Here is a 24,185-nt window from a genome sequence, read left to right as displayed (position 1 = left end):
CAAGGAAACCGATCGGGATGAAATGACCGAAACGCCGACCACGGAACAGATGGTCCCCGTCAGCGCCGAGCGGCATGCCGCTCGGCGCTGGCGCCGTTTTTCCAGCTATGCCTTTGCCCGCAACCGCCGCCATGTGCCGGTGGTGCTGGGGGAACATGAACAGATCGCCGCCAACATGCCGCTGCTGTTTCACCGCAGCGCCGCCGGGCTGGCGCCGGTGGCCCTGCTGCGGGTCCAGCCCCAGGGGGACTCGGCGCTGGTGTCGGATACCGGTGTCTGGCGCGGCAGTTATGTGCCTTCGATCCTGCGGGTGCACCCGTTCGATGCCCGCAGCATCGACGACCGCTTTGAATTGCTGATCGACGAAGGCAGCGGCCTGCTGACCGACGCGTCCGAGGATGAGCGTTTTTTCGACGCCGAAGGCAATCTGACACCCGGCCTGGCCGAGGTTGTGCGCTTCTTTGAGCAACGCGCCACCGCCGCCCGGCGCACCGCCGAAGCCTGCGCCCAGTTGCAGCAGGCGGCACTCTTGCGCGATTTCCCCGCCGAGCGCGGGCTGCAGGGGTATCTGACGCTGGACCGGGCCGCGCTGGACAATGCCAGCCGCACCCAGCTTTCTGCCCTGCACCGTGCCGGTGCCCTGTCGCTGGCCCATGCGCATTTTGTATCGCTTTCCCACCTGGGCCTTCTTGCCCATGCCGAGGCTCAGGCGATACACCGGGACCAGGCGCCACAGCCTGCGCAAGAAGACCCGATGGCCGCGCGGGCCTCGGAACGGCTTAGCGGGTTTCTGGACGCGCTGGCCGATTCCCAGGCCAACGACCCGTTCGGGAACGGGCGCAATTGAAGGGTGTCGCGCGCGCCGCGGGACCGCAAGTCAAGGAAAGGCCACCATTTTGATGACCGCTGATCGCGCCCAGAGACCAGACCGCAGGCTGCGCCTTGTCGCAGGGCTGACGGGCCTTGCCCTGCTGGCCGGTTGCGCGGCAGGCTCCCCTCCGGAGGGATCGCCCCCGACCGAAGCCGACGAAGCCGCCACGCAGGAAGCCCCCCCGAGCCGCAGCGCCCCACGGGTGTCCACCGAACTGGCGCAAACGCCGTTTGGCCGCAGCATCGCCCAGGCCGTGCGCAGCAGCCCCGACCGCACCGCCGCGGGCGCCCGCGTGCAGGAGGCCGAGGCGACCCTGCAGGCCGAATCCGGCGCCTTCCTGCCGCAGGTGTCGCTGGGGGCCGAAGCCACCACCACCCTGGCCGGAACGTCCCAGGCAACGCCTCTGCTGCGGGTGCGCCAGTTGATCTTTGACGGCGGGGCCAGTGCCGGGCGGCGGTCCGCCGCCCAGGCGCGTGTGATCCAGAGCCAGAGCGACCGCCTGTCGACCCTGGCCTCAAGCACCTATGAAACCGTGGAAACCTATCATGATCTGCGCGCGGCCCGGCAGCGGCTGGACCTCGCGCGGCGCAACCAGACCACCCATCAGCGCTTTCTGGAGCAGGTCGAGGACCGTGCCGCCGCAGGTGCGGGCGCGGGCCCCGATGTCCTGACCGCGCGGTCACGGCTGGCCAATGCCACCACCCGCGCGGTCGAGGCGCAGGCCCGCGTGGATCGTGCGGAATCCGCCTATCAGCGCGCCTTTGGCGCAGCACCCCCCGGCAGAATCGGCGCCCCGCCCACGGCGCCCCGGCTGCCCGCGGGCAACGATGAGCAGATCATTGCCGCCAGCCCGCGGCTTCGCAGCCTGCAGGCTGCCGTCAAGGCGGCCGAAGCGGATCTGGCCACCGCCCGCGCCGGGCGCCGTCCGGCCATCAGCATCGGCGCAACCGGTCGGCGTGGCGCCGGGGACCGCCGGGTGGACGGCGCGTTGAGCCTGGAAATCGACTATGACCTGGGAACGCAGGGACGTCAGGCCGCCGCCATCCGCGCCGCCGACGCCCGCCTGCAGGCCCTGATCGCCGATCGTGACAGCCTGACCCGTGACATCGCCCGCGCCCTGGCCGATCTGCGCGCCGACCAACGCGCAGGCGCCGCCCGTCTGGCCGCCGCCCGCGATGCCGTCCGCGCCAATGAGGATTCGGTCGAGGCCGCGCGCGAGCAATTCTCCATCGGCAGGCAGAGCCTTGCAGGCCTGCTGGACGCCCAGCGCGATCTGTTCGAAGCCAGCGAATCGCTGATTTCGGCGGAACGTGAGCTGGCGCTGACCGGCTATGCCGCGCTCAGCCTGACCGGCGACATTCTGGATGCTTTCGGCATTGACCCGGGCAATGGCCTTGTGGCCCATGTGGCCGAATGAATACTCAGGGCCCCCCACCCCAGACGCCCGAGGGCGGCGGCGCAGAGGCAGAACCCGCGGGCCCTGACGCCACCAGCCCGCTGGAGGCCTGCCTGCTGCATGTGGCCGCCACGCTGGACCGGCCGATGACGCTGGCCTCGATCCACGCGGCGCAATCGGGGGCGCAGGGCGGCCTGGCCGTGCGCGATGCCATCACCGCCGCCGAACGCGCCGGGCTGCAGGCGGGGTTCGGCAGGTGGAAACTGTCGGATTTTGATGAGGTTCTGACCCCCGCGATCCTGCTGCTGGAGGGCGAGCGCGCGGTGGTTCTCCATGATGTGCGCCCGGGCGGAAAACTGGTGGTCTATGACCCCGCTTTGGGCGATAGCCTGGGTGAGGTCGCGCGCGACAAGCTGGCCGGGGTCTATACGGGCTATGCCCTGCTCATGCGCCCCGAACACCGCGAGGATATCGCCGCGCAGGTGGCCGGGCGGCGCGGGCACTGGTTCTGGTCAACGCTGGCGCAGAACCGCTGGTCCTATACGCAGGTGATCCTGGCGGCGATGCTGGCGAACTTCCTCAGCCTGTCCACCTCGATCTTCATCATGGTGGTCTATGACCGGGTGTTGCCGAACGAGGCGATCGAATCGCTGATCGCCCTGACGGTAGGCGTGGGGATCGCACTGCTGTTCGACTTCCTGATCAAATCCCTGCGCGCAGGTTTCATCGACCGCGCCGGGCAACGCGCCGACATGGAGATGGGGCGACGGATCTTCGACCAGCTTCTGGACATGCAGATGCGCGCGCGCAAGGGATCGACCGGGGCCATGGCCAGCACCCTGCGCGAGTTCGAGACCTTGCGCGATTTCTTCACCTCGGCCACGCTGGTGGCGGTGGTGGACCTGCCCTTCATCTTCCTGTTCATCGGGGTGATCTATCTGATCGGCGGGCCGCTGGCGATTGTGCCCGCGATTGCCGTGCCGCTGGTGTTGATCGTGGGGATCGCGGTGCAGCCGGTACTGGCCCGGCTGGCCGAACAGAGCTTTGCCGAAGGGCAGTCCAAGCAGGGCGTGCTGGTGGAAACCCTTTCCGGGCTGGAAACCATCAAGGCCGTGGGCGCGGCGCGGCGGATGCGCGCCCGCTGGGAAGATGCGATTTCACGCCAGTCCGACCACGGGCTGAAAAGCCGCGCGGTGACCCAGTTCGCCATCAACGCCACCGCATTCACCCAGCAGGCCGCGCAGGTGATGATCGTCTTCTATGGCGTGTTCCTGATCACCGCCGGCGAAGTCAGCATGGGCGCGTTGATCGCCGCCGTGATCCTGACCGGCCGGACGCTGGCGCCGCTGGCGCAACTGGCGCAGACGCTGACGCGGCTGAACCAGGCGCGGACCTCCTATCGCAGCCTGGACGCGCTGATGAAGGCCGACAGCGAACGCCCCGAGGGCAAGAGCTGGATCTCGCGCCCCCGGCTGGATGGCGAGATTACCTTCGAGGATGTGCATTTCGCCTATCCGGACCAGAGCGTGGACGCCCTGCGCGGCGTCAGCTTCACCATCAAGCCCGGTGAGCGGGTGGCGGTGCTGGGGCGGATCGGGTCCGGGAAAAGCACCGTGGCGCGGCTGATGCTGGGCCTATATGAGCCGCGGCAGGGCGCCGTGCTGATGGACGGGATCGACATTCGCCAGATCGACCCGGGCGATCTGCGGCGCAATGTGGGCTCGGTCCTGCAGGATGTGTGGCTGTTCACCGGGACCGTGCGCGAAAACATCGCCATCGGCGCCGTGCGCCCCCATGACAGCGACATCCTGGAAGCCGCGCGCATCGCCGGGGTCGAAGATTTCATCTCGCGCCACCCTTCGGGCTATGACCTGATGCTGGCCGAACGCGGCGAGGGGCTTTCGGGCGGGCAGAAACAGGCGATCAGCCTGGCCCGCGCGCTGGTGGGCCGCCCGCCGGTGATGCTGATGGACGAACCCACCGCCGCCATGGATGTCCAGAACGAGGCCGGTGTGATCCGCGCCCTGAAGGAGCACATGCAGGGGCGCACCCTGGTGGTGGTCACGCATCGGACAAGTTTGCTTGAGCTGGTGGACAGAATCATTGTCATAGATCAGGGCAAGGTCAGCATGGATGGGCCAAAATCGCTGCTGACCCGGGGCCGCGCGCCGCAGGGCGCAGCCCCCGGCGCAGCGCCGCAGAAGGAACCTGAAGATGGCACGCCACAATGATCTGGAGCGTCTGGCCCGCGAGATGCGCGGCGCCTCGCCCCTGCGGGGCTCGTTGCTGCTGGCGGTCATCATCCTGTTTCTGGTCACGGCCTCGGTCTGGGCCGCGCGCACGGAAATTGACGATGTGACCCGGGCCGAGGGGCGGATCGTCCCCTCGCGCGATATTCAGGTCATCCAGGCCACCGAACCCGGCGTGCTGCAGGCCCTCTATGTGCAGGAGGGCGAGGTGGTGGACGAAGGCGCCATCCTGATGGAACTGGACGGTACGCAACTGGCCAGCCAGCTGGACCAGGAACAGCAACGCGCCTTTGGGCTGATGGCCCGGATCGAACGGTTGCAGGCGGAAATCGATGGCGAGGATCTGGACTTCTCGGCCGATCTGCTGACGCGGGCGGCCTCGGTGGTGCGTTCGGAAACCGCGCTTTTCCATGGCCGTCTGGCCGAGCTGCAGTCCGAGGTCGACATTCTGGAGCGTCAGCGGATGCAACGGCGCGAACAGCACCAGGAGGCGCAGGTGGATATCCAGACCACCGAAGCCAGCCTGTCCCTGCTGGCCGAGGAGCGCGCGATCATGGCGCCGCTGGTGGAGCGCGGGGTCGAACCCGAAACCACGCTGCTGGAACTGCGCCGCCAGGAGGCCGAGTTGCAGGGCCGCATGACCCGCGCCGAGGCGACGCTGGCGCGAATGCAGGCCGCGCTGGATGAAATCGACGACCAGATGCGCGCCCAGCGCTCGCGCTACCGGGCGGCGGCGCTGTCGGATCTGGCGCTGGCCACCGCCGAACTGGCGGCGCTGGAACCCACGCTGCCCGCGTTGCAGGACCGCGCCGACCGCGCGCGCATCCGCGCCCCGGTGCGCGGGGTGGTCAACCGGATCCACCGCTCCACCCTGGGCGGGCTGGCCCGCGCGGGCGAGGATCTGATCGAGATTGTGCCGCTGGATGATTCGCTGCTGGTCGAGGCCTATGTCCGCCCCGCCGATATCGCCTTTGTCTATCCCGGCCAGCCGGTGAAGGTGAAGATCACCGCCTATGACTTCTCACGCTATGGCAGTCTGGATGGCGAGATCACCCGCATCGGCGCCGATGCCGTCACCCGCTCCGAACGCGACCCCGAGGAATATTTCGTCGTTCAGGTGCGCACCGATGACAATTTCCTGGATGCCGACGGGGTGGAGGTGGAAATCATCCCCGGCATGGTGGCCGAGGTTGACATTCTGGCCGGGCGCAAGACGGTGCTGGAGTATCTGACGCAGCCGGTTGTCCGGGTGCGCGACCGGGCGCTGCGCGAATAACCCGGCGCGGCCCGTCCCTTGCAACGCGGCCAGAGGGGGCCAGCCCATGAAGATCGAGGAAACCGCCCTTCCCGGCGTTCTGATCCTGACGCCGCGCCGCTTTGGCGATGCGCGCGGCTGGTTCAGCGAAAGCTGGAACCGTCGCGCGCTTCAGGATGCCGGCCTGCACCTGCCGGATTTCGTGCAGGACAACCACTCGTTTTCCGCCGCCGCCGGCACCCTGCGCGGCCTGCATTATCAGGCCCCACCCCATGCCCAGGGCAAACTGGTGCGCTGCGGGCGCGGGGCGCTTTATGATGTGGCGGTGGATGCGCGGCGCGGCTCGGCCCATTACGGGCGCTGGGTGGGGGTGGAACTGAGCTTTGAGAACGGCCGCCAGCTTTGGGTGCCGCCCGGATTTCTGCACGGTTTCGTCACACGGGTGCCGGATACGGAAATCATCTACAAATGCACCGATTTCTACGCGCCGCAGGCCGATGGCGCCGTGCGCTGGGATTCGCTGGGCATCGACTGGGGCGTGCGCGACCCGGTGCTGTCGGAAAAGGACGCGCAGGCCCCGGGGTTCGACGCGTTTGACTCGCCGTTTGAATACGAAGGATAGGGCGTGAAGATACTGGTCACAGGGGGCGCGGGGTTCATCGGATCGGCCGTGGTGCGGCTGGCGGTGGCGCGCGGGCACCATGTGGTCAATCTGGACGCGCTGACCTATGCCGCCTGCCTGGAGAATGTGGCCAGCGTCGCCGCCAGCCCGCGCTATGCCTTTGAACATGCCGATATACGCGACCGTGCGGCGCTGGCGCATATCTTTGCCACCCATGCCCCGGATGCGGTGATGCATCTGGCCGCCGAAAGCCATGTGGATCGCTCGATCGACGGGCCGGGCGCTTTCATTGACACCAATGTCACCGGCACCTTCAACCTGTTGGAGGCCGCCCGCACCCATTGGCAGGCGCAGGGCCGCCCCGAAGGCTTTCGCTTCCACCATATCAGCACCGATGAGGTTTACGGCAGCCTTGGCCCCGTTGGTCAGTTCACCGAAGACACGCCTTATGACCCGCGCAGCCCCTATTCCGCCTCCAAGGCCGCGAGCGACCATCTGGTGCGCGCCTGGCACCACACCTATGGCCTGCCGGTGGTGCTGAGCAATTGCTCCAACAATTACGGCCCCTATCACTTCCCCGAAAAGCTGATCCCGGTGGTGATCCTGAACGCGCTGGCCGAAAAGCCCCTGCCGATCTATGGCGATGGCGCCAATGTGCGCGACTGGCTGTATGTGGAGGACCACGCCGAGGCGCTGCTGCTGGTGCTGCAACAGGGCACGCCCGGGGGCAGCTACAATATCGGCGGCGAGAATGAGCGCAGCAATCTGGAGCTGGTGCGCACGCTTTGCACCCTGCTGGACGCGCGCCGCCCGCGGGGGCAGGGCAGCTATGCCGATCTGATCACCTTCGTCCCCGACCGCCCCGGCCATGACGCGCGCTATGCCATCGACCCCGCGCGCATCCGGCAGGAGCTGGGCTGGCGGCCTTCGGTTACGGTGGAACAGGGGCTGGCGCGCACCGTGGACTGGTATCTGGCGAACGAGGCCTGGTGGCGCCCGCTGCTGGCCCGTCAGGGCGTAGGCGAACGGCTGGGGGTGGGGGCGTGATCCTGGTCTTTGGCAAGACCGGCCAGGTCGCGCGCGAGATTGCCCGCGCAGACCCGGCCGCGCTGTGCGCCGGGCGGGAGCGGGTGGACCTGATCGACCCGCGCGCCTGCCATGATCTGATCCTGCAGATGCAGCCCGCCGCGGTGATCAACGCCGCCGCCCATACCGCCGTAGACCGGGCCGAGGGCGAGGCGGACCTGGCCCACACCATCAATGCCGAGGCTCCGGCGGCCATGGCCCGCGCCTGCGCGGCGCTGGGCGTGCCGCTGGTCCAGATCTCCACCGATTATGTCTTTGACGGCGCAGGCAGCGCCCCGTTCGCCCCCGACCACCCTCCCGCGCCGCTGGGCGTCTATGGCCGCACCAAGCTGAAAGGCGAGGACGGGGTGCGCGCGGCGGGCGGGGTGCATGCGATCCTGCGGACCTCATGGGTGTTTTCGGCCCATGGCAGCAATTTCGTCCGCACCATGCTGCGGCTGGGGGCCGAACGGGACAGCCTGCGCGTGGTCGCCGACCAGATCGGCGGCCCCACTCCCGCAAGCGCCATCGCCCGCGCCTGCCTGACGATTGCGCAGGCGCTGCGCGATGACCCGCGCGCCAGCGGCACCTATCATTTCAGCGGTGCCCCGGATGTCAGCTGGGCCGATTTCGCCCGCGCGATCATGGCGCAGGCGGGGCTGGACTGCCGGATCATCGATATCCCCACCACCGATTACCCCACCCCGGCGCGGCGCCCGTTGAACTCGCGGCTGGATTGCGCGGGGCTCGCGCGCCTTGGCCTGCAGCGCCCCGAATGGCAACCCGCGCTGGCCCAGGTCATCCGGGAATTGAAAGAGGCGACATGACAGAACGCAAGGGCATCATCCTGGCCGGCGGTTCGGGCACGCGGCTTTACCCCATCACCATGGGCGTGTCGAAGCAGCTTCTGCCGGTCTATGACAAGCCGATGATCTATTATCCGCTCTCGGTGCTGATGCTGGCCGATATCCGCGAGATCGCCATCATCACCACGCCCGAGGATCAGGCCCAGTTCCAGCGCCTGCTGGGCGATGGCAGCCAATGGGGGCTGCGGTTCACCTGGATTGTCCAGCCCCGCCCCGAGGGCCTGGCCCAGGCCTATCTGCTGGCCGCCGATTTCCTGGATGGCGCAAGCTCGCTCATGGTGCTGGGGGATAATATCTTTTTTGGCCATGGCCTGCCTGACCTGTTGCGCCGGGCCGATGCGCGTGGGGCTGGGGGCACGGTCTTCGGCTACCGGGTGGCCGACCCGGAGCGCTACGGCGTGGTGGATTTCGATACGGATGGCGCCGTGCGCGGGATCATCGAGAAACCGGCCATCCCGCCTTCGAACTATGCCGTCACCGGGCTTTACGCCCTCGACGGCACCGCGCCCGAGCGCGCGGCGGGCATCCGCCCCTCGGCCCGTGGAGAACTGGAGATCACCACCCTTCTGGAGCTTTACCTGCAAGACGGCGCGCTGACCGTCGAAACCATGGGCCGCGGCTATGCCTGGCTGGACACCGGAACCCATGAAAGCCTGCTGGACGCCGGGAATTTCGTCCGTACGCTTGAAGCGCGGCAGGGATTGCAGATGGGCAGCCCCGATGAAATCGCCTTTATCCAGGGCTGGATCACGCGCGGTGATCTTGAGGCCCGTGCACAGATTTTCGGCAAGAATGCCTATGGAAGCTACCTGAACCAGCTTGCAACCGACTGACGCCCACGCCTGGCGCGGCTGCACGGCCCGGCCCTTAAGCGGAAAAATGCCCAATTCCGCGGCGCAGCGCGTCCGATTGTCATAAAACTGATCAGTCAACCTAGCTAAGTCAAAGGGCTTATGCTAATCGAGAAAGCCGTTTCTATGTGCAAATGGATTCCATGACTCGTTTTTCGACCCAAAGGCTGGGACTTCCTGGGCAAATAGGTGCGACATGTCCGAACTGACGCTATTGCCCGTACTTCTTGGCGTGTTTGGTCTGGCACTTGTCCTGAGCGGCCTGATTCTGAAGCTTGAACCTGCAATCCGGCCGCGCCTGCGTGAGCGGCGCGATTGCCAGGCGGTCCAGTCCTCGCTTGACCATGACCCGCTGCGTCTGGGCGGCATTGCAGCCTTCGGCGCCTATCTGGTCGGGGCGATCTATGTGACCCTGCGCTTCGATGATGCCGTGGGGCTGATCCTTCTGGTGGCGGGGGCGCCGGTCCTGCTGGCAGGGCTGTCCGAGGATTCTGGCCGCCTGATCCCCGCCAAGGCCCGGTTCTTTGCCGCCATGGGGTCAGCGGCCCTGTGCATCGTCCTGCTCGGCGAATGGGCGCCGCACACGCATATTCCCTATTTCGATGCGTTGATGACGTTTATCCCGGTGGCCCTGTTCATGACAGTGCTGTTTGCCGGAGGGTTATGTCACGCAGTCAACCTGATCGATGGCATGAACGGGCTGGGGGCGGTGACGGTCAGTTCCTCGGCCGTGGGGATCGGCATCGTGGCCCATGGCGCCGGGCTGCCCCATATCAGCGCGCTGGCCTTTGTGCTGGCTGCATCGACGCTGGGCTTTGTGGTGATGAACTGGCCCAAATGCCGCCTGTTGCTGGGCGATGCCGGGGCCTATGGGTTGGGTCATCTGCTGGTCTGGCTGATGCTTCTGGTGGTGATCAATGCGCCCCAGATTTCGGTCCCCGCTCTGGTGCTGATCCTGTTCTGGCCCGTGGCCGATACGCTGCATTCTATCCTGTTTCGGGTGCTCAGGAAGAAAAAGATCTTCGAGCCTGACCGCCGCCATCTGCACCAGAAGATCCGCCGCTGCCTTGAAATCGCGCTGGTCGGACGCAACGGGCGCGAGCGGGCAAACCCGCTGACAACGGTTGTCATGACCCCGCTGATCCTTATCCCGGTTTTCACCGGGGTGCTGCTGTCGGAAAACGTGCCACTGGCCTGGATGGCGATGATCTTTTACGCGCTGGTTTTCGGCTGGCTACACAGGGTGACCTCGCGCTTTGCCCGCACGCGGCGGCGCAAGAAGCCCGCAGCCCCTGTTACCCAGCCCACCCTTGGAGCCGTCGCCCGGCAGGAACCGCAGATCTCGGCCAGCCCGGAAAAACTGCAGGCCACATCCACACGGCGCCCTCAACCACGGCTGGAGCCGCAGTTCGTCGGCTCCTACAGCGGCAGCGGCGGCGCCTGAGTCAGCATCATGGCGACAACCTAGCGCCGCTGGTCACGCCCCCCCCGCATCCGAAAGGGACAGATTGCGGGCCGGGACCGCCTTGCGCGCCTGTTCCAGACCAGAACCCGGTTCGGTGCCGACCGGCACCGAACAGCGCCCACGAGGCGCGCGGGAGGGTGGGTGGGGCGCGGCTCGTGGGCGCTTTCAGCGTCAACCCTTGGCGCCTTGCCCCCGGGCATAGACATCCTCATGGCGCACGATGTCATCCTCGCCCAGATAGGCACCGGTCTGAACCTCGATCAGGGTCAGCGGCAGCTTGCCGGGGTTTTCCAGCCGATGCCGTTCGCCCAGAGGGATGAAGACCGACTCATTCTCGGGGACCAGCTGCACTTTCTCGCCGATGGTCACCCGGGCGGTGCCTTCGACCACCACCCAATGTTCCGCCCGGTGGTGGTGGCTTTGCAGCGACAGGGCCGCGCCCGGATGCACCACGATCCGTTTCACCTGGAAACGCGGCCCCAGCGCCAGGCTTTCGAACCACCCCCAGGGACGATGGTCGCGGGGAAAGGCCTCGGCCTGCGGGGCGCCTGCGGCCTTGAGCGCGGCGACTGCCTGCTTGACCTCCTGCGCGTGGTCCTTGTGGGCGACCAGCACCGCATCGGGCATGGCGATGGCCACGATATCGCGCAGACCGATCCCCACCAGCCGCTGGCTGTCGGCCTCGGCGCGTAGCAGGCTGTCCTGGCAATCAATGGCCACGGCATCCCCATGGGTGACCATACCCTCCGCATCCGGCCCGGATTCGCGCCAGACAGCCTCCCACCCGCCCAGATCGGACCATTTGCCCCGAAACGGCACGACAGACAGGCCCGGCGCGCGCTCCATCACCGCATAATCGACCGAGATATCCTCCAGCCCCGCCCAGGGTTCTGGCGCAAGCCGGGTAAAGCCCAGATCGGCCTCGGCCCCCTCCACGGCCGCCTGCGCACCCGCCATCAGTTGCGGCGCATGGGCGGCAAAGGCATCGACGATGGTGGCGGTGGAAAACAGGAAGATGCCCGCGTTCCACAGGTAGCGCCCCTCGGCCAGCATCGTCTGCGCCGTGGCGGCATCGGGCTTTTCCACGAACCGCAGCAGCGGTTGCGGGGCGGCGGGGGCGTCCGGCGGCAGGGGGCTGTCCAGTTCCAGCCAGCCATAGCCGGTTTCGGCGCGGTCGGGCGCAATGCCGAATGTCACCAGCGCACCCGCCCGCGCAGCAGGCACGGCGGCGGCCACGGCGGCGCGGAAGCTTTCGGCATCCGGGATCACATGATCGGACGGCGCCACCAGCATCAGCACATCCCCCACCCGCGCGCGCAGGTCCAGCGCGGCCGCCAGGATCGCCGGGCCGGTATTGCGTGGTGCCGGTTCGATCAGCGTGCGCGCAGGTGTCAGCCCGCACCCGGCCAGTTGCTCCAGCACGATAAACCGGAAATCGGACCCGGTAACCACCGTGGGCGCGGCGTATCCCGGCCCCGAAAGCCGCAGGGCCGATTGCTGGAACAGGCTCTGATCCCCGGTCAGGGGCGCGAATTGCTTTGGATAGCTCTTGCGCGACAGCGGCCAGAGCCGCGTGCCCGAGCCACCGCAGAGCAGGACGGGATGGATCGCAGGCTCGGTCATGGCTGTGCCTTTTCAGTTTGAAACGGGGCGATCCGCGCGCTGAGAGCCTCCACCAGCGGCGCCGGATCGCTGCCGCGTGTCTCGATATTCAGCCGCAACACCGCTTCGGTGTTCGAGGCCCGAAGATTGAACCGCCAATCCCCCATGTCCAGGCTCAGCCCGTCGGTTTCATCCACCGCTTGCGCATCCGGACCATATGCGGCGCGCAGGGCGCTGATGGCGGCTTGCGGGTCGGTGACCTGGAAATTGATCTCGCCCGAGGACGGAAAGGCCGCGCGCCGTTCGGCCACCAGATCGGCCAGCGCCGCGCCCCGGCGGGCCAGCAGTTCGGCCACCAGCAGCCAGGGGATCATGCCGCTGTCACAATGGCAGAAATCCCGGAAATAGTGATGCGCCGACATTTCGCCGCCATAGATCGCACCGCTGGCGCGCATGGCCTGTTTGACAAAGGCATGGCCGGTGCGGGCCTGCACGGCTTCTCCCCCGGCGCGGGCGACGATATCGCGCGTGTTCCAGATCACGCGCGGGTCATGGATGATGCGCGCGCCCGGGTGGCGGGTCAGGAAGGCCTCGGCCAGCAGGCCCACGACATATTCGCCATCGACGAAGCCGCCGCGATGGTCGAACAGAAAGCAGCGGTCGAAATCCCCGTCCCAGGCCACGCCGAAATCGGCCCCGTGTTCGACCACCGCACGCGCCGTGGCGGGGCGGTTTTCCGGCAGCAACGGGTTGGGGATGCCGTTGGGAAAGCGCCCGTCCGGGTCATGGTGCATGCGCACAAACCGCAGGGGTGCGCCGCGCGCGGCCAGGGCATCGGCGATGGCATCGAATGTCGGCCCCGCGGCACCATTGCCCGCATTGACCAGGATGGTCATGGGGGTCAGCGCTTCAAGGTCGATGAAAAACAGCACCCGGTCCACATAGGCGGCGCGGGCCGGCGCGGCGACATCGCGGCGCTGCCCGCCGGGGCGCGGGGGGCCGAAATCATCGCGCTCGGCCAGGGCGCGCACCCGGGCCAGATCGGTGGCCGGGTCCAGCGGTGCCGCACCCCGGCCCACCAGTTTCATCCCGTTCCAGTCGATCGGGTTGTGCGAGGCGGTGACACAAACCCCCGCATCCGCGCCGAAATGGTCGGTGGCGAAATAGACTTCCTCGGTCCCGCAGAGGCCAAGCTCCAGAACCTCCGCGCCCTCATCCACCAGGGCCCGGGCGACCGCTTCGGCCAGTTCGGCCGAACTGGCGCGGCCATCGCGCCCCAGCACCACGCGGCGCGCCTGCATCCCGCGCGCCAGGGCCCGGCCGATCCGCCGCGCGATCCCCGTGTCCAGATCAACGCCCAGACGGCCGCGGATGTCATAGGTCCTGAAACAGGCAAGCGTCATGGGCGGGGCCGTTCGCAATTCATGCAGGATCAATCGGATACCTGCCTGCGTAGAACATCGGTGCAGCCCGTTCCAGACAAAAGCTGCGGGGGGACCGTGACCGCCCCGGGACGCGGCGTCAGCGCAACGGATCGAAGCGGACGGGCAGCCGCAGCGGGCCGGTGTTGCCGCTTTCAGGCAGCCATTCGGCGGGGCCGTCGGGGCGCGGGTTGCGCAGGCGCCCGGCCAGCATCTTCAACGCCTCGGTCATGTCCCCGCGGGCGATAGGTGAACCGATGCAATGATGCCGCCCGCCGCCAAAGCCGAAATGCGGTTTGTGCCGGGCGGTGATGTCAAAGCCCGGCGCAAAATGCTCCGGGTCGGTCGCCGCCGATTCGGAGAACAGATGGATCGTGGTGCCCTGTGCGATCTCCAGCCCCCTGTAGGTGAAATCCTCCACCGCCTCACGCGTGACCCAGGTGACGGTGGGCCGGGTGCGCATCACTTCTTCGACAGCGGCGCGGGCCAGATCAGGGGTTTCGCCCAGCAGGCGCCACTGGTCGGGGTGGTCCATGAACTGCGCCATGGCCAGGCCCAGCTGGTTGCGGGTGGTGTCGATCCCGCCAAAGATCGACAGCACGATCATGTCATGCAGCTCCTGTTCGCTCAGCCGTTCGTCCGTGCTGGCGCCGATCAGGGCGGTGATGAAATCATCCTTGGGGGCGGCGCGGCGGTCGGCAACAACCTGGTGCGAGAAGGCAAACATCTCGGCGATGGCCGCATCGGCAATGGCTTCGTCGCGGGCATAGGTGACGCTGAGCGCCAGCCCCATGCGCACCGCCTGATCGGTCAGCGCGCGCGCTTGCGCCGCCTCCACGCCCACCAGCGCGCAGATCACCCGCGCCGCATAGGGCTCGGCGAAATCGGCCATGAACTCGCACCGCCCATGGCGTTCGAACCCCGCGATCAGCGCATCGCACAGGCGCTGGAATTCGGGGATCAGGCCGCTGACCAGGCGCGGCGAAAACGCGGGCATGGCCAGACGGCGCAAACGCGCGTGGTCCGCCCCTTCGACATTCAGCACGATCCGCTTCCACCATTGCGCCCAAAGCCCCGTGGCCCCGCAATGGTCCGGCCAGCGATGGGAGCCCTGCCGCAGCGCCGGGTGCAGGATCAGCTCTTTCATCGGCGCATAGCGCAGCACAGCCAGACCGTAGGGCGTGCGCGCATACCAGCTTTCTTCGCGGGCGGCGCGCACGGCCTGCGAGCGGACCGAAAACGACGGATCCGCCGGGTCCAGAAACGGCACCTTGGCCAGTGTATCGTCCTGCATCGGTCCTCTCCGTCATCGGCTGATGGTGCGGCGGCGCCATTGACGGCGCCATCTGCGCATTCCTATGCTGAGGCAGGATGCAACGCGTCTCAATCGAAACTATTTCGAACGTCATGAGGCCTGAATGCCGTTGGACCGAACAGATATCGAGATTCTGCGGCTCTTGCAGAATGATGCGCGGCTGATGAACAAGCAGATCGCCGCCGCGGTGGGCCTGGCGCCATCCTCCTGCCATGAACGCATCCGGCGGCTGTGGCGCGACGGCGTGATCACCGGCACCGAAACCCTGCTGGACCCGCAGGCGCTGGGATATCCGCTGGCGGCGGTGCTGTTCGTCACCATTTCCAAGGCCGGGCAGTTGCGGATCGATGCGCTGATGGATGACCTGGTCGCCGTGCCCGAGATCCGCGAGGTGTTTCTGGTTACCGGGCGCTATGATCTGGTGGTCAGCCTGGTGGCGCGGGACATGGACCACCTGAAATCCATCGCCTATACCGCGCTGTCCGCCCGGGAGGAGATCACGGGCTATGAGACCTCGGTCGCCTATGATCACCGCCGGGGCAAGGGGGTGCTGGAGGCGCAGCCAACCCGGCCTTGACCTTTGGCGCCATTCCCCCCTATAGGCTGGGCCCACGGGCCCTTGTCTGACAAGGGGCCGTCACGTCATATGTCAAGCCGCGTGCGCCCTGTTTCGCTTCGGGGGTGTTTCCGGCAAAGGAGAAGCGACATGAAACTGAATGAACTGCGCGACAATCCCGGCGCAACCAGAACCAAGAAACGCATCGCCCGCGGCCCCGGTTCGGGCAAGGGCAAGACCGCTGGCCGCGGGATCAAGGGCCAGAAATCGCGCTCGGGCGTGGCGCTGGGCGGATACGAGGGCGGCCAGATGCCGCTGTACCGCCGCCTGCCGAAGCGCGGCTTCAGCAAGCCCAACCGCAGCGAATTTGCCGTTGTGAACCTGGGCCTGATCGAAAAATTCGTGGCTGCTGGCAAGCTGGATGCCAGCGCACCGATCACCGAAGACGCGCTGGTGGCCTCGGGCCTGCTGCGGCGCAAGCGGGATGGCGTGCGCGTTCTGGCCAAGGGCGAAATCAGCGCCAAGGTCGATCTGGTGGTCACCGGGGCCTCGGGTGCCGCCGTGGCCGCGGTCGAAAAGGCGGGCGGTTCGGTGGCCTTTGTCAAGCCGGCGCCGAAATCCGAAGAGGCGGCCACCGCATAAGAGGCCGATTAAGTGGTTGTGAGCCGCAACCCGGCGGCTTACATCTTCCCTCATGGTTTTCCGCGCCGCCGACCGGGGACCGGTTCGGCGGCGCCGACATGAAAGAGACGCGCATATGGCATCTGCTGCAGAGCAACTGGCCTCGAACTCCAGCTGGGGCGCACTGGCCAAGGCAACCGACCTGCGCCGCCGCATCTTCTTCGCGCTGGGGCTGCTGATTGTCTATCGCATCGGCACCTATATCCCGGTGCCCGGCATTGACGGGATCGCCCTGCGCGAATTCATGGACGAGGCCGCCGCCGGCATCGGGGGCATGCTCAACATGTTCACCGGGGGCGCGATTTCCCGCATGGGGATCTTCGCGCTGGGCATCATGCCCTATATCTCGGCCGCGATCATCGTGCAGCTGATGACGGCGATGGTGCCCTCGTTCCAGCAGCTGAAGAAAGAGGGCGAGCAGGGCCGCAAGAAGATCAACCAGTATACCCGGTATCTGACCGTGGTGCTGGCCACCTTCCAGTCCTATGGTCTGGCCGTCAGCCTGGAAGCCGGGGATCTGGTCACCGATCCGGGCTGGTTCTTCCGCATTGCCTGCATCATCACGCTGGTGGGCGGGACCATGTTCCTGATGTGGCTGGGTGAGCAGATCACCGCGCGCGGCATCGGCAACGGTATTTCGCTGATCATCTTTGTCGGCATCATTGCCGAAATCCCGGCAGCCCTTGCACAGTTCTTCAGCCAGGGGCGATCCGGTGAGCTGGCGCCCGCCATCATCATCGGCATCCTGCTGATGGTTGTGGCGGTGATCACATTCGTGGTGTTCATGGAGCGATCGCTTCGAAAGATCACCATCCAGTACCCGCGCCGTCAGGTGGGGATGAAGGTGTTCGACGGCGGCGCCTCGCATCTGCCGATCAAGGTGAACCCGGCGGGCGTTATCCCGGCGATCTTTGCCTCGTCCCTGCTGCTGTTGCCGGTGACCTTGGCCACGTTCTCGGGGCAGCAGACCGGCGATTTCATGGCGACCCTGCTGGCCTATTTCGGGCCCGGGCAGCCGCTGTATCTGCTGTTCTTCACCGCCATGATCATCTTCTTCACCTTCTTCTACACCCAGCATGTGTCCTTCAAGACCGAGGAAGTTGCCGATAACCTGAAGAACCAGAACGGCTTCATCCCCGGCATCCGCCCCGGCCAGCGCACCCAAGAGTATCTGGATTACGTGGTGGTGCGGATCGTCACCGTGGGGGCGATCTATCTGGCGGCGGTCTGCCTGTTGCCGGAAATCCTGCGCGACCAGCTGGCGATCCCGTTCTATTTCGGCGGGACTTCGGTGCTGATCGTGGTGGTGGTGACCATCGACACCATCAATCAGGTGCAGTCGCATCTTCTGGCCCATCAGTACGAAGGGCTGCTGGAGAAATCGCAACTGCGCGGCAAGCGCCGCAACCGTGGCGGGAATGGCAAACCGAAGGGGCCTTCGCGGCGATGAACATCATCCTGATCGGACCGCCCGGGGCGGGCAAGGGCACCCAGGCCAAGCGGCTGGTCGCTGAACGTGGCATGGTGCAGCTGTCCACAGGCGACATGCTGCGCGAGGCCAAGACCAGCGGCAGCGAGATGGGCCAGCGCGTGGCCGATGTCATGGCCCGGGGGGAACTGGTCACCGATGAGATCGTCATCGGCCTGATTGCCGAGAAGCTGGACACGCTGAACGGCGCGGGCGCCATCTTTGACGGCTTCCCGCGCACGCTGGCCCAGGCCGATGCGCTGGGTGATCTGCTGGAGCGCACGGGCCAGCAGATCAGCGCCGTGGTGGAAATGCGCGTCGATGACGAGGCGCTGGTGGACCGGATCACCGGGCGCTTCACCTGCGGCGATTGCGGCGAGGTCTATCACGACCGCACCCGCCCCACCGTCAGGCCCGGCATCTGCGATGTCTGTGGCTCGGACAACATGCAGCGCCGCGCCGATGACACCGAAGACGCCCTGCGCCGCCGGCTGATGGAATATTACAAGCAGACCGCGCCGCTGCTGGGCTATTACTACGCCCATGACCGCCTGCGCCGGGTCGATGGCATGGCGCCGATGGACCAGGTTTCGGCGGAAATCGGCGCCGTTCTGAACGGCGGTTGAAGCGCTCTTGACCTTGCGCTGAAAAACCCATAGGCGAAGCGCTCTCATCGGGAATCGCACGGGCTTGCCGAATGGTGATCCGTGCGATTCGCGTTGTCCAATATGCACGAGGCGCGCAGGAGTGTGTCGGCCGCGTGTTGTGAAAAAAGGTTCTGGAACTACGGAACCGCAACGAAAAGGAAATCCCCGCGTGGCACGTATTGCTGGCGTAAACATCCCCACCGGAAAGCGCGTTCCCATCGCGCTGACCTACATCCATGGCATCGGCCCCGCCGCTGCCAACCACATCGTCGAGACGCTCAAGATCGACCCGACCCGCCGCGTCAACGAGCTGTCGGACGATGAAGTGGTTTCGATCCGTGAGTTCATCGACGGCAACCTGACCGTCGAAGGCGACCTGCGCCGCGAAGTGCAGATGAACATCAAGCGCATGATGGACATCGGCAGCTACCGCGGTCTGCGGCACCGCCGCAACCTGCCCGTGCGCGGCCAGCGCACCCATACCAACGCCCGCACCCGCAAGGGCCCGGCAAAAGCCATCGCTGGCAAGAAGAAGTAAGGGGAGGGCAGGTCAATGGCTCGTGACAAGACGCGCGTCAAGCGCAAGGAACGCAAGAACATCGCCGCCGGTGTGGCGCATGTGAACAGCTCGTTCAACAACACCAAGATCCTGATTTCGGACGTGCAGGGCAATGCGATTGCCTGGTCCTCGGCCGGAACCATGGGCTTCAAGGGCTCGCGCAAATCGACGCCCTATGCCGCGCAGCTGGCCGCCGAAGATGCGGGCAAGAAAGCGCAGGAACATGGCGTGCGCACGCTGGAAGTCGAAGTGCAGGGGCCCGGCTCGGGCCGCGAATCGGCGCTGCGCGCGCTGGCGGCTGCCGGGTTCAACATCACCTCAATCCGCGATGTGACGCCGATGGCGCATAACGGTTGCCGTCCGCCCAAGCGCCGCCGCGTTTGATCGGACACTGCCACGGACCGGGCCGCGCGACCAGCGCGGCCCGCTTTTGTCATTCAAGACCCTCGGGCGTCTGCTGCTTCGGATCCATGGGCAGCAGACAGGAATGGAGGCGACACGCATGATCCATAAAAACTGGCAGGAACTGATCAAGCCGATGCAGCTTGACGTCCGCCCCGGTGCAGACCCCGCGCGCAGGGCCACCGTCACTGCCGAACCGCTGGAACGCGGCTTTGGCCTGACACTGGGCAATGCGCTGCGCCGGGTGCTGATGTCGTCGCTGCAGGGCGCGGCAATCACCGCCGTGCAGATCGACAATGTGCTGCATGAATTCTCGTCGGTGCCCGGTGTGCGCGAAGACGTCACCGACATCGTCCTGAACCTGAAGAACGTCACCCTGCGGATGGATGTCGATGGCCCCAAACGGCTGACGATCTCGGCCAAGGGGCCCGGCACGGTCACGGCCGGGGACATCACCACCTCGGGCGGGATCGAGATCCTGAACAAGGATCTGGAGATCTGCAACCTGGATGATGGCGCCGAAGTCTACATGGAACTGACGGTCAACACCGGCAAGGGCTATGTGGCTGCGGATAAGAACCGCCCCGAAGATGCACCCATCGGGCTGATTCCGATCGATGCCATCTTCTCGCCGGTCAAGCGCGTCAGCTATGAGGTGCAACCCACCCGTGAGGGACAGGTGCTGGATTATGACAAGCTGACCATGAAGCTGGAAACCGACGGCTCGGTCACGCCGGACGATGCCCTGGCCTATGCCGCGCGCATCCTGCAGGACCAGTTGCAGATCTTCGTGAATTTCGAAGAGCCTGAATCGGCCCGCGGTGCGGACGATGATGACGGTCTGGAATTCAACCCGCTGCTGCTGAAGAAGGTGGATGAGCTGGAGCTGTCGGTGCGTTCGGCCAACTGCCTGAAGAACGACAACATCGTCTATATCGGCGATCTGATCCAGAAGACCGAGGCCGAGATGCTGCGCACCCCGAATTTCGGGCGCAAGTCGCTGAACGAGATCAAGGAAGTGCTCTCGGGCATGGGGCTGCATCTGGGCATGGATGTCGAGGATTGGCCGCCGGAGAACATCGACGATCTGGCCAAGCGATTCGAAGACCAGTTCTGAGCATTCGGGGCCAGGCCACGCGCCTGGCCCCAAACACCGGGCATTCCGCCCCAAGGAGAGCGGCGCTCACGCAGGCGCTGCCGGACAAAGCAAAACACGTAACGGAGAAACACAATGCGTCACGCACGAGGCTACCGCCGCCTGAACCGCACCCATGAACACCGCAAGGCGATGTTCGCAAACATGTCCGGGTCGCTGATCGAACATGAACAGATCAAGACGACCCTGCCGAAGGCGAAAGAGCTGCGGCGAATCGTCGAAAAGCTGATCACCCTGGGCAAGCGCGGCGATCTGCACGCGCGTCGCCAGGCGGCCGCACAGCTGAAACAGGACATGCATGTGGCCAAGCTGTTCGAGGTTCTGGGCCCCCGCTATGCCGAACGCCAGGGCGGCTATGTCCGCGTTCTGAAAGCCGGATTCCGCTATGGTGACATGGCGCCCATGGCCATCATCGAATTCGTGGACCGCGACCCCGCGGCCAAGGGTGCGGCCGATCTCGCACGTCTGGACGCCGAGGAATCGGCATCCTGACCTGACCCGGAACACCCGGTCAAGACATTGAAAAATAAACGCTTTGCCCCGCCACCCAAGCGGGGCATTGTGCTTTTGGACGCGCTTTGTCCTTTCGAACCTGCCCGGATGTGATGCGCAGACAGGTATCGTTGCCCCCCGGTCACAGGCCGTCCGATTCGGATGACGGTTTCTTCGCGTCAAGTTTGATGTTCGGTTGCGGGGCGATGCGCGCTGTTGCTACCTTGCCGGGGCGACTCGCGGCGTCCTGGGGGGACTGGCGATGTGCGGCACGGGCTGCCCGAATGGCGCCCGCTCCGACGATTATGGAGACTTCCGTGCTCTGGCCTTGGCGTGGCTGGACCGGGTTTGTTGTCCACTCTCCCCATCTCAAAACGCGTTGATACCCGGCCCTTGCGTTGCATCGGCTGCGGGAACGGTTTTTCCGAACGGGTCCGGCCCTTGTGGCGGGGGGGCCTGGTTGGGCGGGCGTCGCATGGTGAGATGAAAAGCGGATCGGGACAGGATGAACAACGAGATCTGGGAACAGGCAGCCCGCGACCTACGCAGCACCATAGGGGAGAACCATTTCAAGGCCTGGATTGAACCCCTTGCCTTCAGTGACCAGACCGATGGCGTGGTCCGGTTTCAGGCACCGACCAGTTTCGTGGCCACCTGGGTCAAACGCAACTATGGCGACCAGATCCTGAACAGCGTCAATGCCGCGGGGGCGAATGCGCAGCGCGTGGAATTCAGCGTAAGCCGGGCTGCGCCCGCCAACGGGGCAAAGCTCAACGGTGGGCAGGGCAACGGTGGGCAGGCGGGTCCTTCCCAAACCGCCCCCGCGCAACACGCCGCCCCGGCCAGTGTCCGCGCATCCGAGGAGAGCGAGCTCAACAGCGCGCCCCTGGACGGTCGCTTCTGCTTTGACAATTTCGTGGTGGGCAAGCCCAATGCCCTGGCCCATGCCGCCGCAAAACGCGTGGCCGAGGCTGGCCCCGTGACCTTCAACCCGCTGTTCCTCTATGGCGGTGTGGGGCTGGGCAAGACCCACCTGATGCATGCCATCGCCTGGGAGCTGCGCGCCTCGCGCCCGGAATTCCGGGTGCTGTATCTGTCGGCGGAACAGTTCATGTATCGCTTTGTGCGCGCCCTGCGCGACAAGCAGGTGATGGATTTCAAGGGGCTGTTCCGCTCGGTCGATGTGCTGATGGTCGACGATGTGCAGTTCATCGCCGGCAAGGAAGGCACGCAGGAGGAATTCTTTCACACCTTCAACGCCCTGGTGGACCAGAACCGGCAGATCGTGATTTCCGCCGACCGCGCGCCCGGAGAGATCAAGGACCTGGAGGACCGCATCAAGTCGCGCCTGCAAAGCGGGCTGGTGGTGGACCTGCACCCCACCGATTACGAATTGCGGCTGGGCATCCTGCAACAGAAGGCCGAGCAATACGCCGAAACCTATGGCCGGATCATCATCGAAGGGGGCGTGCTGGAGTTTCTGGCGCATCGGATCACCACCAATGTCCGCGTGCTGGAAGGCGCGCTGACCCGCCTCTTCGCCTTTGCCAGCCTGGTGGGGCGCGAGATCTCGATGGATCTGGTCAATGAATGCCTGGCCGATATCCTGCGCACATCGGAGCAGCGCGTGACGGTCGAGGAGATCATGCGCAAGGTGGCCGAGCACTACAACGTGCGGCTGTCGGATATCGTGGGGCCCAAGCGCGTGCGCACCATTGCCCGGCCCCGGCAGGTGGCCATGTTCCTGGCCAAGGAGTTGACCTCGCGCTCCCTGCCCGAGATCGGCCGGCGCTTTGGCGGGCGCGACCATACGACCATCATGCACGGTGTGCGCAAGATCGAGGAATTGCGCGCCTCGGACCAGCAGTTGAGCGAGGACCTGGACCTTCTGCGCCGCCTGCTGCAGAGCTAGGCGCGGCGCAGGCCAGAAAAGCCTTGTAGCGCCGGGATTTTTGGATAGTCTCGCACGCCCCGGTGGGGCGTAAACCAAACCCGGGACGGGTGTTTCAAAGGGTTCGACCATGAAGATCAGCATCGAGCGCGGGGTTCTGCTCAAGGCCGTGGGGCAGGCGCAATCGGTTGTCGAACGGCGCAACACCATTCCCATTCTGGCCAATGTGCTGATCGAGGCCGAGGGCGAGCAGATCAGTTTCCGCGCCACCGATCTGGATATCGAGGTGGTGGACCGCGCGCCCGCGCAGGTGGAACGCCCCGGCGCCACCACCGTATCGGCGGTGCTGCTGCATGAAATCGTGCGCAAACTGCCCGATGGCGCGCTGGTGCAACTGGCCGATGATCCGCGCACGGGGCGGCTGAGCGTGACCGCCGGGCGGTCGAGCTTTGCGCTGGCGACCCTCCCGCGCGAGGATTTCCCGGTCATGGCCAGTTCCGAATACAGCGCCAATTTCAGCGCCAAGGCGGGTGAATTGAAGCGGCTGTTCGAGAAATCCAAATTCGCGATTTCGACCGAGGAGACGCGCTATTACCTCAACGGCGTTTACATGCATGTAGCCGAGGGCGAGGAGGGCCGCGCGCTGCGCTGCGTGGCCACCGACGGGCACCGGCTGGCGCGGGTGGACACTGCCCTGCCCGCAGGCGCCGAAGAAATGGCCGGGGTGATCGTGCCGCGCAAGACGGTGAATGAGCTGCGCAAGCTGCTGGATGACGATGACATGGATATCGCCGTGTCGGTGTCGGAGACCAAGCTGCGCTTTGCCACGCCGGATATCACGCTGACCTCCAAGGTGATCGACGGGACATTTCCGGATTACACCCGGGTCATTCCCGCCGGCAACACCAAGCGGCTGGAAGTGGATGCCTCGGAATTCGCCCGCGCCGTGGACCGGGTGGCAACAGTGTCCTCCGAGAAATCCCGCGCCGTAAAGCTGGTTCTGGAAGAGGATCGGCTGGTGCTTTCGGTGAACGCGCCCGATGCCGGTGCCGCCGAAGAGGAACTGGTGGTGGCCTATGGCGACGAGCGGCTGGAGATCGGCTTCAACGCCAAGTATCTGCTGGAAATCGCCAGCCAGGTGGACCGGGAAAACGCGGTGTTCATGTTCAATGCCTCAGGCGATCCCGCGCTGGTGCGCGAAGGCAATGACACATCGGCGGTCTATGTGGTCATGCCGATGCGCGTCTGACACGTCGGACGCGCCCCGGCACGCCGCCCACCCGCCCACCCCGGCGCGCCGGGGCGCGGGCGCTTCATGAACGGCGCGGCACGGCTGGTTGCTTGATGGACCCCTG

At 66.0% G+C, this 24,185-nt stretch carries 22 protein-coding genes; 19 read left to right on the top strand and 3 right to left on the bottom strand.

Annotation, left to right across the window (positions count from 1 at the left end):
* Positions 1 to 22: 22 nt before the first annotated feature.
* The 9 genes from HUK65_RS07410 (at position 23) to HUK65_RS07370 (ending at position 10,619) form a co-directional block, all read left to right on the top strand.
* A complete protein-coding gene (locus HUK65_RS07410) occupies positions 23 to 847 on the top strand; it encodes a SapC family protein (RefSeq protein WP_179905517.1) in 825 nt (274 codons plus the stop codon).
* Positions 848 to 899: 52 nt separating this feature from the next.
* Positions 900 to 2,288, top strand: coding sequence for a TolC family protein (locus tag HUK65_RS07405; RefSeq protein WP_179905516.1), 1,389 nt, complete (start codon positions 900 to 902; stop codon positions 2,286 to 2,288).
* Complete coding sequence (locus HUK65_RS07400; RefSeq protein ID WP_179905515.1) at positions 2,285 to 4,498, top strand: type I secretion system permease/ATPase; 2,214 nt, start codon at positions 2,285 to 2,287, stop codon at positions 4,496 to 4,498. The genes HUK65_RS07405 and HUK65_RS07400 overlap by 4 nt, the downstream gene beginning before the upstream one ends.
* On the top strand, positions 4,482 to 5,792 hold the full coding sequence (locus HUK65_RS07395) for an HlyD family type I secretion periplasmic adaptor subunit (RefSeq protein WP_179905514.1): 1,311 nt from the start codon (positions 4,482 to 4,484) through the stop codon (positions 5,790 to 5,792). Before HUK65_RS07400 ends, HUK65_RS07395 begins: the two co-directional genes overlap by 17 nt.
* A gap of 46 nt (positions 5,793 to 5,838) precedes the next feature.
* A complete protein-coding gene (gene rfbC / locus HUK65_RS07390) occupies positions 5,839 to 6,393 on the top strand; it encodes a dTDP-4-dehydrorhamnose 3,5-epimerase (RefSeq protein WP_179905513.1) in 555 nt (184 codons plus the stop codon).
* 3 nt (positions 6,394 to 6,396) lie between these two features.
* Positions 6,397 to 7,440 (top strand): dTDP-glucose 4,6-dehydratase, encoded by a 1,044-nt coding sequence (gene rfbB, locus HUK65_RS07385; RefSeq protein ID WP_179905512.1) that lies wholly within the window; start codon positions 6,397 to 6,399, stop codon positions 7,438 to 7,440.
* Entirely contained in the window at positions 7,437 to 8,285 is an 849-nt protein-coding gene (gene rfbD / locus HUK65_RS07380) for a dTDP-4-dehydrorhamnose reductase (RefSeq protein WP_179905511.1), read from the top strand. The genes rfbB and rfbD overlap by 4 nt, the downstream gene beginning before the upstream one ends.
* Entirely contained in the window at positions 8,282 to 9,157 is an 876-nt protein-coding gene (gene rfbA / locus HUK65_RS07375; protein WP_179905510.1) for a glucose-1-phosphate thymidylyltransferase RfbA, read from the top strand. Before rfbD ends, rfbA begins: the two co-directional genes overlap by 4 nt.
* Positions 9,158 to 9,371: 214 nt before the next feature.
* Positions 9,372 to 10,619 carry an MraY family glycosyltransferase gene (locus HUK65_RS07370; protein WP_179905509.1) on the top strand — a complete coding sequence of 416 codons (1,248 nt, stop codon included), beginning with the start codon at positions 9,372 to 9,374 and terminating at the stop codon, positions 10,617 to 10,619.
* Positions 10,620 to 10,811: 192 nt separating this feature from the next.
* On the opposite strand, the gene HUK65_RS07365 is transcribed toward HUK65_RS07370, so the two are convergent.
* The 3 genes from HUK65_RS07365 to HUK65_RS07355 form a co-directional block, all read right to left on the bottom strand.
* Positions 10,812 to 12,263 (bottom strand): mannose-1-phosphate guanylyltransferase/mannose-6-phosphate isomerase, encoded by a 1,452-nt coding sequence (locus tag HUK65_RS07365; RefSeq protein WP_179905508.1) that lies wholly within the window; start codon positions 12,261 to 12,263, stop codon positions 10,812 to 10,814.
* Positions 12,260 to 13,645, bottom strand: coding sequence for a phosphohexomutase domain-containing protein (locus tag HUK65_RS07360; RefSeq protein WP_179905507.1), 1,386 nt, complete (start codon positions 13,643 to 13,645; stop codon positions 12,260 to 12,262). Before HUK65_RS07360 ends, HUK65_RS07365 begins: the two co-directional genes overlap by 4 nt.
* A 118-nt stretch (positions 13,646 to 13,763) precedes the next feature.
* The gene (locus tag HUK65_RS07355) at positions 13,764 to 14,957 is read right to left on the bottom strand and encodes a cytochrome P450 (protein WP_179905506.1); all 1,194 of its coding nucleotides are present in this window, start codon (positions 14,955 to 14,957) and stop codon (positions 13,764 to 13,766) included.
* 124 nt (positions 14,958 to 15,081) lie between these two features.
* Here HUK65_RS07355 and HUK65_RS07350 point away from each other — a divergent pair, with 124 nt between their 5' ends.
* The 10 genes from HUK65_RS07350 (at position 15,082) to dnaN (ending at position 24,079) form a co-directional block, all read left to right on the top strand.
* A complete protein-coding gene (locus HUK65_RS07350) occupies positions 15,082 to 15,555 on the top strand; it encodes an Lrp/AsnC family transcriptional regulator (RefSeq protein ID WP_179905505.1) in 474 nt (157 codons plus the stop codon).
* Between the two features lie 129 nt (positions 15,556 to 15,684).
* Positions 15,685 to 16,176, top strand: a complete 492-nt coding sequence (rplO, locus tag HUK65_RS07345) for a 50S ribosomal protein L15 (RefSeq protein WP_179905504.1) — start codon at positions 15,685 to 15,687, stop codon at positions 16,174 to 16,176.
* 115 nt (positions 16,177 to 16,291) lie between these two features.
* The gene (gene secY / locus HUK65_RS07340; protein WP_179905503.1) at positions 16,292 to 17,665 is read left to right on the top strand and encodes a preprotein translocase subunit SecY; all 1,374 of its coding nucleotides are present in this window, start codon (positions 16,292 to 16,294) and stop codon (positions 17,663 to 17,665) included.
* Complete coding sequence (locus HUK65_RS07335) at positions 17,662 to 18,309, top strand: adenylate kinase (RefSeq protein ID WP_179905502.1); 648 nt, start codon at positions 17,662 to 17,664, stop codon at positions 18,307 to 18,309. Before secY ends, HUK65_RS07335 begins: the two co-directional genes overlap by 4 nt.
* 190 nt (positions 18,310 to 18,499) lie before the next feature.
* Positions 18,500 to 18,868, top strand: a complete 369-nt coding sequence (gene rpsM / locus HUK65_RS07330) for a 30S ribosomal protein S13 (RefSeq protein WP_179905501.1) — start codon at positions 18,500 to 18,502, stop codon at positions 18,866 to 18,868.
* Positions 18,869 to 18,883: 15 nt separating this feature from the next.
* Positions 18,884 to 19,273, top strand: a complete 390-nt coding sequence (gene rpsK, locus HUK65_RS07325; protein WP_179905500.1) for a 30S ribosomal protein S11 — start codon at positions 18,884 to 18,886, stop codon at positions 19,271 to 19,273.
* Between the two features lie 118 nt (positions 19,274 to 19,391).
* Positions 19,392 to 20,408 carry a DNA-directed RNA polymerase subunit alpha gene (locus HUK65_RS07320; protein WP_179905499.1) on the top strand — a complete coding sequence of 339 codons (1,017 nt, stop codon included), beginning with the start codon at positions 19,392 to 19,394 and terminating at the stop codon, positions 20,406 to 20,408.
* 114 nt (positions 20,409 to 20,522) lie between these two features.
* Positions 20,523 to 20,939, top strand: a complete 417-nt coding sequence (gene rplQ, locus HUK65_RS07315) for a 50S ribosomal protein L17 (RefSeq protein WP_179905498.1) — start codon at positions 20,523 to 20,525, stop codon at positions 20,937 to 20,939.
* A gap of 505 nt (positions 20,940 to 21,444) precedes the next feature.
* Positions 21,445 to 22,851 (top strand): chromosomal replication initiator protein DnaA, encoded by a 1,407-nt coding sequence (gene dnaA, locus HUK65_RS07310; protein ID WP_179905497.1) that lies wholly within the window; start codon positions 21,445 to 21,447, stop codon positions 22,849 to 22,851.
* A 109-nt stretch (positions 22,852 to 22,960) separates the two neighbouring features.
* Positions 22,961 to 24,079 (top strand): DNA polymerase III subunit beta, encoded by a 1,119-nt coding sequence (dnaN, locus tag HUK65_RS07305; protein WP_179905496.1) that lies wholly within the window; start codon positions 22,961 to 22,963, stop codon positions 24,077 to 24,079.
* The last annotated feature ends 106 nt before the right edge of the window (positions 24,080 to 24,185 follow it).

Source organism: Rhabdonatronobacter sediminivivens (assembly GCF_013415485.1).
GTDB lineage: Bacteria > Pseudomonadota > Alphaproteobacteria > Rhodobacterales > Rhodobacteraceae > Rhabdonatronobacter > Rhabdonatronobacter sediminivivens.
Note: the sequence above shows the minus strand (reverse complement) of the source record. Positions and strands in the feature narration are given on the sequence as shown.